The following is a 7,866-nucleotide window of genomic DNA, read 5'->3' on the forward strand; positions in this document are numbered from 1 at the left end:
CCCCCAGGGTGAACCCCGCCGCCACCCCGGCGTCCGTCAGCCGCCGCCACCAGATGCCGAGCACGAGCATCGGGCAGAACGTGGCGGCGGACAGCGTGAAACCGACCACCACCAGCGCCACCGACTCCCGCGGCGTGCTGGCCGCGGTCAGGGCGAGCGCCGCCAGCAGCACCAGGGTCACGGCGGCGCGGAAGGACCGCGCGCCGGCCGGAGGCACGCACGCCGACACCGCGCCGCCCACGGCCACCAGCACGGCCACCATGGTCGCGAGCAGCGCCGCGAACGCCCCGGCGGCCAGCACCCCGGTGAGCACCTCCCCGGCGGCCCCGGGCAACATCCTGGCGGGCAGCAGGAGCACGATCTCGTCCGCCGCCGCGTCACGCGCGTGACGGTGCCCCAGCACGCCGTACAACGGCGGCACGACGGAGAACACCGCCAGCATCACCTGGGCCGCCACGATCGACCGCCGGGCGCCACGGGCGTCCCTGTTGGTGTAGACGCGGACGATGACGTGCGGCAGCCCCATCGTGCCGAGCGCGCACGCCAGCAGCACGGCCAGCACCCCGGGCAGGGACGGGTCGCCTGCTCCTGCCAGCCCGGCGACGCCGACGCGGTAGGAGCCCTCGAACAGCGCGACCGGCCGCGCGCCCGACATCCACCAGCAGATGGCGCCGACGCCGAGGAAGACGACCAGCTTCAGCCAGAACTGCGAGGCCTGCAGGCTCGTCACGCTCCCCAGCCCTCCCGCGAGCGCCACGCCCAGCGTCGCCGCGCCCACGGCCGCCCACCCCAACCACGGCGGCAGCCCCGTCAGCAGCCGCACCACGATCCCGGCGGCGTGCAGCTGAGCGACCATGAACGCCAGCCCGATCACCAGGAGGAAACAGGCGGTGAACGGGCGCAGCCGGGCCGAGCGCAGCCGCCACCCCGCGAAGTCGGGCAGCGTGTACGTCCCCGAGCGCCGCAGCGGCGCCACGACCAGGGCCAGGATGACGACGAACCCGGCGGCGGCCCCGACGGGATACCACAACATCGGCCCGCCGTGGGTGGCGATGAGCCCGGCGGTGCCCAGGCAGGCCGCGGCCGAGGTGACCTCGGAGGACATCGCGGCGCCGTTCCACCAGGGCGGCACCTGCCTGGCCGCCACGTGGAAGTCGGCCAGCCCGCTGGAGCGGCGCGGCCGCGCGGCGCCCACCATCACGCCCAGCACGACGACGAAGGCGATCCCGGTGAGCACCGCGACGGTCATTTCTCCAGCCGCTCCGCCCGCCTCAGCTGCACCACGGCCAGCCCCACCCAGGCGGCCTGGGCGGCCAGTGACAGCACCACCCAGACCTCGGGCGAGGGCACCCACATGGCGATGACGGGCACCCCCGTCAGCACTGCGGCGACGGCGGCCACGGTCAGCATGGCCTGCCGTAACTGGCGCCTGACGATGGCCGGCACGTCGGGCGGGACCTGCCGGCCGTCGGCCTCGGCCCGCCACCGGCCACGCCCGAGGGCGACCGGCCGGCGTGGCACGACGACGCGGCGCTCCGCCGTCACCGGACCGTTCCCCGGCCGGCCGTCACGAGATCACGTCTCTGTGCTGGCGTACGAGCTGCTCGCGCACCTGGCGGCTGTGCCGCCTGCTGACCTGCAGCGTCTCGGTGCCGACGGTGAGCGACACCCGCCCGCCCTCGAACCTGAGCTCGGTGACGTGCTTGGCCGACACCAGCGTGCTGCGGTGGATGCGGATGAACCCGGCCTCGGACCAGCGTCGTTCGAGCGCGGCCAGCGACATGCGCACCAGGTAGCTGCCGTCGACGGTGTGCAGGCGCACGTAGTCGCCCTTGGCCTCGGCGAACCAGACGGCCTGCTGGGGCACGAAGCGGGTGCGCCCGCCCAGCTCGACCGGGATCACGTCGTCGTGGCCGGGCTCGACGGCCGGCGCGGCGGCGGCCTCCAGCCTGCGCACCGCCTCGGCCAGCCGCTCGGCCCTGACCGGCTTGAGCAGGTAGTCGACCGCCTCCAGCTCGAACGCCTGCACCGCGCACTCCTCGTGCGCCGTGACGAACACCAGCCGGGGCGGGCTGGGGAAGCCGCCGACGAGCCGGGCGAGGTCGAGCCCGTCGAGCCCGGGCATCCGGATGTCGAGGAAGACGCCGTCGAGCCGCTCTCCCGCGCCGATCATCTGCACCATGTCCTGCAGCGCGGTGACGCCGTCGGCCGCGGTCGTGACCTGCTCGATCCGGTCGTCCTGGCGCAACAAGTAGGCGAGCTCCTCCAGAGCCGGCACTTCGTCGTCGACGGCCAGAACTCTCAGCATGTGCACCACGCTGCCGTAGAAAAGCAGAGGCCACAAGAGGCAAGCGAGCTTAGCGTAATGAATTGACTACTATGCGCTAAGTTGCGTCTTCGGTATGCGTAGCCTCACCTTGGTACCGGCGCCCAGCGCGGTCTCCACGACGAGCCCGTAGCCGTCGCCGTAGATCTGGCGCATCCTGAGGTCCACGTTCGCCAGCCCGATGCCGCCGCCCTCGCGCGCGGGCTCCTCGTCGAGCATGCGCCGCGCGCACTCCGGATCCATCCCCGCGCCGTCGTCCTCGACGGTGATGTGCGCCTCGGGGCCCGCGTCGCGCACCACGACCCGCACCTCCCCGGCACCCCCGTTGCCGCGCATGCCGTGCTTGATGGCGTTCTCGACCAGCGGTTGCAGGCACAGGAACGGCACGGGCACCGGCAGCACCTCCGGCGCCACCTGCACGCTGAAGCGCAGCTTGTCGCCGAAGCGGGCACGTTCCAGCAGCAGGTAGCGGTCGACACAGGTCAGCTCGTCGGCCAGGGTGGTGAAGTCGTTGGCCCTGCGCAGGGCGTAGCGGGCGAAGTCGGCGAAGTCGAGCAGCAGCTCGCGGGCGCGGCGGGGGTTCGTACGGACGAACGAGGCGATCGTCGTGAGCGCGTTGTAGATGAAGTGCGGCGAGATCTGGGCGCGCAGCGCGCGCATCTCGGCATCCAGCGCGCGCTGCCGCGAGGCGTCCAGGTCGGCCAGTTCGAGCTGGCCGGAGACCCAGCGGCCGACCTCGGTGACGGTACGCACGAGCGCGGCGCTGACCTCGTCGTCGTGGGCCGCCAGCGTGCCCACGACCGCGCCGTCCACGGTCAGCGGCACCACCACCGCCGCGTACGGCTCTCCTGGGAACACCTGGGCCCGCCCCGCGGCCAGTGTGGCGCGGGCGTGGGCGAGCACGTCGCCACAGGGCGGCCCGTCCCAGGCCAGCACCGCTTCGGCCGAGGTGATCGCGACGGCGTGGGTGCCGAGCAGCGTGCGCAGGTGCCGGACGGCCTTGCGGGCGGAGTCGCGGCCGAGCCCCGCGCGCAGGGCCGGCGCCGCCAGCGCGGCGATGTGCAAGGTGGTGAACGTCGCCTCGTCCGACCGGCGGCCCCGCGGCAGCAGGTCGCGGCGCGACCGCGTCCGGGCCAGCACGTAGCCTGCGACGAAGGCCGGCAGGAGCAGCGCCACGCCAGTCAGCATGCGGGCCACCGTAGCCAACAACGCAGGGTGCCCGGGGCAAAACCCTATGTGACAACGATCTCTCGCTAGGGCGGGCCCTCACCGGGTTCTTCCTGGTAGGAGTAGCGCTGCTCACGCCAGGGGTCGGCGACGTTGTGGTAGCCGCGGTCCTCCCAGAAGCCGCGGCGGTCCTCCAGGAGGTATTCGATGCCGCGCACCCACTTGACGCTCTTCCAGGCGTACAGGTGAGGCACCACCAGCCGCAGCGGGTAGCCCCGGTCGAGGCTGAGCGGCTTCTCGTCCAACTCCAGGGCGAACAGCGTGTCGGGGGCGGTGAAGTCGGACATCCGCAGGTTGGCGCTGTAGCCGTATTCGGCCCAGATCATCACGTGGCGCACGCCGGGGTCGGGCGGGGAGGCGCCGATGATCGTGGCGGGGGCGACGCCGCGCCACTCGTTGGCCATGAGCGAGAACTTGGTGACGCAGTGGAAGTCGGCCAGGCGGGTCGTGCGGGGCAGCCGCTCGAACTCCTCCCAGGTGTAGCGGTGCTCCTCGCCGGTGGCGGTGGCCCCGAACACGCGGAAGTCCCAGCTGCCGGGCTTGAAGGTGGGGACCCTGCCGTAGTGGATCACAGGTCTGCCGCGCGGGACGTACTGGCCTGGAGGCAGGCGCGACTCCTCCACGATCACTCCCCTCACCGGTCTCGCGTCTTGGGCCATCCTGCCATCGGACCGGGGATGCCTCGCGGGCGGGTGCGGTGCGCTACGATTGAGGTCTATGCGTACAGCGTTCTGGTTTTGGTATGGCGACGGACCCGAGTCCGTTCGCCATCTGACGCTGCGCTAGCAGACAGGCGAACGAAAGGCCCCGGGTCCGTCAGGATCCGGGGCCTTTCGTGTTTTCACAGGCAGAAGGAGAAGCAGATGGTGATCGTGATGGGCCCCGAGGCCACGCCGGGCGATCTCACCTCGATCGTGTCGGTCGTCCAGGCGGCCGGGGTCGAGGCTTTCGTCAGCAAGGGCGTGCGCCGCACGATCGTCGGCCTGGTCGGCGACGTGACCCAGCTCGACGCGGCCGGGCTGCGCGGCATGCCGGGCGTGCGCGAGGTGATGCGGGTGACGACGCCGTACAAGCTGGTCAGCCGGGAGAACCATCCGGAACGCTCCACGGTCCACGTGGGCGGCGTGCCGATCGGCCCCGACACCGTGACGCTGATCGCGGGGCCGTGCGCGGTGGAGACGCCCCAGCAGACGCTGGAGGCGGCCAGGATGGCGCAGTCGGCGGGTGCGGTGCTGCTGCGCGGCGGGGCGTTCAAGCCGCGTACGTCCCCGTACGCGTTCCAGGGGCTGGGCGAGGCGGGCCTGCGGATCCTGGCCGACGTGCGCGAGGAGACCGGGCTGCCGATCGTGACGGAGGTCGTGAACGCCCAGGACGTCGAGCTGGTGGCGTCGTACGCCGACATGCTGCAGGTCGGCACCCGCAACGCGCAGAACTTCTCGCTGCTGCAGGCGGTCGGCGCGGCCGGGCGGCCGGTGATGCTCAAGCGCGGCATGAACGCCACGATCGAGGAGTGGCTGATGGCCGCCGAGTACATCGCGCAGCGCGGCAACCTGGACATCGTGCTGTGCGAGCGCGGCATCAGGACGTTCGAGACGGCGACGCGCAACACGCTGGACGTCTCGGCCGTCCCGGTGGCGCAGCGGCTGTCGCACCTGCCGGTGATCGTCGACCCGTCGCACTCGGGCGGCCGGCGCGACCTGGTGCTGCCGCTGACCCGCGCGGCCGTCGCGGCCGGCGCCGACGGCGTGATCATCGACGTGCACCCGCATCCGGAGCAGGCGCTCGTCGACGGCCCTCAGGCGCTCGTCGACGCCGACCTGGGCGAGCTGGCCCAGGTCATGACCGACTTCCCCGCGCTGCTCGGCAAGTCGCCCGCGGCCGCCGTCACCGCCTGACCTGACCGCCGTCCGCCATCTGCCATCTGCCATCTGCCATCTGCCATCTGCCATCTGCCATCTGCCATCTGCCATCTGCCACGAGCCTGCGGGAGACGGCCGGCCGCGCCACGAACGCGCCGGCCGTACTCATGGGTAACTTGAGTACGAGTCCCCATGCGCCGGACTCCGTCCCGGCGTCACGATGAGCGCATGACCAAGCGCCTTCAGCCCACGCAGACCAGCGCGTTCTACGCCCAGGCGATCCTGTCGTTCGCCGTCTCGATCGCCTCGGTGACGATCGCCCTGATCTACCTGCCCGCCGAGGGGTGGATCAGGGCCTTCCTCGCCCTCGGGCTGCTCTATGTCGTCACCTCGACGCTCACGCTGGCCAAGGTCGTGCGCGACCGACAGGAACTCACCGAGGTCGCCAACCGCGTCGACCAGGCCAGGCTCGACAAACTGCTGGCCGAGCACGACCCGTTCAAGGTCGACGCCTGAACCTGCGCTAGAGCGTGTACTCCTGGATCGAGTCGGCCAGTTGCACGCACAGCTCCTCGGCGTCGAGCCGCTTCTCGATCTGCTTCAGGTCGTCGATCTTGGCCCGCGTCTCCGCACGCTTGGGCGCCAGCAGGGAGCAGCAGTCCTCGTCGGGCAGCTCGGAGATCTCCAGCGTGCCGATGCGCCGGGCCTCGGCCATGATCTCCGTCTTGTCCCAGCCCACCAGCGGCCGCAGGATCGGGAGTTCCACCGCGTTGTCCTGAGCCGTGATGTTGGTCAGGGTCTGCGAGGAGACCTGCCCGAGCGCGTCGCCCGTGACCAGCGCGGCGGCCCGGATGCGGTGGGCGACCTCTTCGGCCGTCTTGAGCATGAGCCGGCGCTGCGCGATCACGGCCAGGCGGTCCTGGCCGGAGGTGCGGATCGACTGCTGCGCCTTGCCGAACGGCACCACCCACAACCGCGACCCGCCCTGGAACCTGTCGAGCTTGCGCACCAGCGCGTACGCCTTGTAGATCGACTCGGAGGTCGTGAACGGGATGCCGGAGAAGTGCAGGAAGTCGACGTGCAGGCCGCGCCGCATCATCCGGTAGGCCGCCACCGGCGAGTCGATGCCGCCCGACATCAGCACCAGCGCCCGCCCGCTGCTGCCGACCGGCAGGCCGCCCTGGCCGGGGATGCCGTCGGTGAAGACGAACACCTCATCCCTGTCGACCTCGATGAACACCGTCAGCTCGGGGTTCTTCAGGTCGACGGGCAGGTTGTACTCGTCGTTGATCGCGCCGCCCACCAGGCGGTCGAGCTCGTTGGAGCGCAGGGGGAAACGTTTGTCGCGCCGGCGCGAGCGCACCGCGAAGCGGGCGCCGCGCTTGGCCTGCTCGCTCTCCCCGACGAGCTCGAGCCCGGCCTTCAGCACCGTGTCGGGGTCTTTGGCGACCCGCCAGGCGCGATGGATCCACACCAGCCCCGGCACGTCGGCGACCCGCTCGGCCACGGCCGTGGCCTGCTCGGGACCGGCGCCCTGGGGCAGGAAGATCGCGATCACGCCGTGCCGCCTGCGCACGTCGACCTTGATCCCGAGCGGCTGGAGCGCCTCGCGGATGTTGCCGATCAAGCGGCGTTCGAACAGTTCGCGGTTCTTGCCCTTGAGGACGATCTCGCCCAGCTTGAGCAGCACGCACGGCTCGCCCAGGGCAGACATCGTCATGGTGGAACCTCCGGGAGATGGGGAATAGGCGTGTTGGTGCCAACGTCGCGCGCCCCTGAGTTTAGTCCGCGTCGAGGCCCCGCTCGATCGCATATCGCACCAGCTCCACCCGGTTGTGCAACTGCAGCTTGCCGAGGGTGTTCTGGACGTGGTTCTGCACGGTGCGATGCGAGAGCACCAGGCGCTCGGCGATCTGTTTGTACGACAGCCCCTTGGCGACCAGCCGGAGCACCTCGGTCTCGCGCTCGGTGAGCCTCGGGCCCTCGGCGGGCGCGGGCTGCGCGGCCAGCCGCCGGTATTCGCCCAGCAGCAGCCCGGCCAGTCCGGGGGTGAACACGGCGTCGCCCTCGGCCGTCCTGCGTACGGCGTCGAGGAACTCCTCCCGGCTCGCCGACTTCACCAGATATCCGGACGCGCCCGCCTTGACCGCCTCCAGCACGTCGTCCTGCTCGGCGCTGGCCGACAGCACCAGCACGCGCGGCGCCGGCTCCAGCCCGGACAGCCCGGCGGCCACCTCGTGGCCCGGCATGTCGGGCAGCCGCAGATCGAGCACCACCAGGTCCGGCCGGACCGCGCCGGCCACCCTGACCGCCTGCCGCCCCTCGCCCACGGTGGCGACGACGTCGTAGCCGGCCTCGGTGAGGTCTCTCGAGATCCCGTCACGCCACATGGGATGGTCGTCCACCACCATGACCCGCACCATGCCCGCCACTCTAGCCCCGCCGCCCCCGCCG

The 7,866-nt window shown here is 71.7% G+C and carries 9 protein-coding genes; 2 read left to right on the forward strand and 7 right to left on the reverse strand.

Going from position 1 to position 7,866, the window contains the following annotated elements:
* From E1295_RS45875 to E1295_RS45895, 5 genes are all read right to left on the reverse strand, one after another.
* Window positions 1–1,249: sodium:solute symporter family transporter (locus tag E1295_RS45875; RefSeq protein ID WP_132641351.1), on the reverse strand; the 1,249-nt coding region annotated here is incomplete at its 3' end.
* On the reverse strand, window positions 1,246–1,545 hold the full coding sequence (locus E1295_RS45880) for a hypothetical protein (protein ID WP_132641353.1): 300 nt from the start codon (window positions 1,543–1,545) through the stop codon (window positions 1,246–1,248). The genes E1295_RS45875 and E1295_RS45880, both read right to left, overlap by 4 nt.
* 22 nt (window positions 1,546–1,567) lie before the next feature.
* A complete protein-coding gene (locus E1295_RS45885; RefSeq protein ID WP_132641355.1) occupies window positions 1,568–2,308 on the reverse strand; it encodes a LytR/AlgR family response regulator transcription factor in 741 nt (246 codons plus the stop codon).
* A gap of 69 nt (window positions 2,309–2,377) precedes the next feature.
* A complete protein-coding gene (locus E1295_RS45890; protein WP_132641357.1) occupies window positions 2,378–3,514 on the reverse strand; it encodes a sensor histidine kinase in 1,137 nt (378 codons plus the stop codon).
* A 65-nt stretch (window positions 3,515–3,579) separates the two neighbouring features.
* Complete coding sequence (locus tag E1295_RS45895) at window positions 3,580–4,176, reverse strand: molybdopterin-dependent oxidoreductase (protein WP_246081195.1); 597 nt, start codon at window positions 4,174–4,176, stop codon at window positions 3,580–3,582.
* A 240-nt stretch (window positions 4,177–4,416) separates the two neighbouring features.
* Between E1295_RS45895 and aroF the strand changes: the two genes are divergently transcribed.
* A complete protein-coding gene (gene aroF / locus E1295_RS45900) occupies window positions 4,417–5,448 on the forward strand; it encodes a 3-deoxy-7-phosphoheptulonate synthase (protein WP_132641361.1) in 1,032 nt (343 codons plus the stop codon).
* Between the two features lie 192 nt (window positions 5,449–5,640).
* Window positions 5,641–5,928 carry a YiaA/YiaB family inner membrane protein gene (locus tag E1295_RS45905; protein ID WP_132641363.1) on the forward strand — a complete coding sequence of 96 codons (288 nt, stop codon included), beginning with the start codon at window positions 5,641–5,643 and terminating at the stop codon, window positions 5,926–5,928.
* Window positions 5,929–5,935: 7 nt separating this feature from the next.
* Here the strand turns inward: E1295_RS45905 and thiI are convergent, their stop codons facing one another.
* Both thiI and E1295_RS45915 read right to left on the reverse strand, forming a co-directional pair.
* Complete coding sequence (thiI, locus tag E1295_RS45910; RefSeq protein WP_132641365.1) at window positions 5,936–7,132, reverse strand: tRNA uracil 4-sulfurtransferase ThiI; 1,197 nt, start codon at window positions 7,130–7,132, stop codon at window positions 5,936–5,938.
* Between the two features lie 61 nt (window positions 7,133–7,193).
* On the reverse strand, window positions 7,194–7,835 hold the full coding sequence (locus E1295_RS45915) for a response regulator (RefSeq protein ID WP_132641367.1): 642 nt from the start codon (window positions 7,833–7,835) through the stop codon (window positions 7,194–7,196).
* Window positions 7,836–7,866: the final 31 nt, after the last annotated feature.

The sequence above is a fragment of the Nonomuraea mesophila genome (assembly GCF_004352805.1).
GTDB lineage: Bacteria > Actinomycetota > Actinomycetes > Streptosporangiales > Streptosporangiaceae > Nonomuraea > Nonomuraea longispora.

Bases quoted from the DNA above. Each gene is read 5' to 3' on its own strand.
- E1295_RS45885 (WP_132641355.1), bottom strand. From the start codon at position 2,308: ATGCTGAGAGTTCTGGCCGTCGACGACGAAGTGCCGGCTCTGGAGGAG.
- E1295_RS45890 (WP_132641357.1), bottom strand. From the start codon at position 3,514: ATGCTGACTGGCGTGGCGCTGCTCCTGCCGGCCTTCGTCGCAGGCTAC.
- aroF (WP_132641361.1), top strand. From the start codon at position 4,417: ATGGTGATCGTGATGGGCCCCGAGGCCACGCCGGGCGATCTCACCTCG.
- E1295_RS45905 (WP_132641363.1), top strand. From the start codon at position 5,641: ATGACCAAGCGCCTTCAGCCCACGCAGACCAGCGCGTTCTACGCCCAG.
- thiI (WP_132641365.1), bottom strand. From the start codon at position 7,132: ATGACGATGTCTGCCCTGGGCGAGCCGTGCGTGCTGCTCAAGCTGGGC.
- E1295_RS45915 (WP_132641367.1), bottom strand. From the start codon at position 7,835: ATGGTGCGGGTCATGGTGGTGGACGACCATCCCATGTGGCGTGACGGG.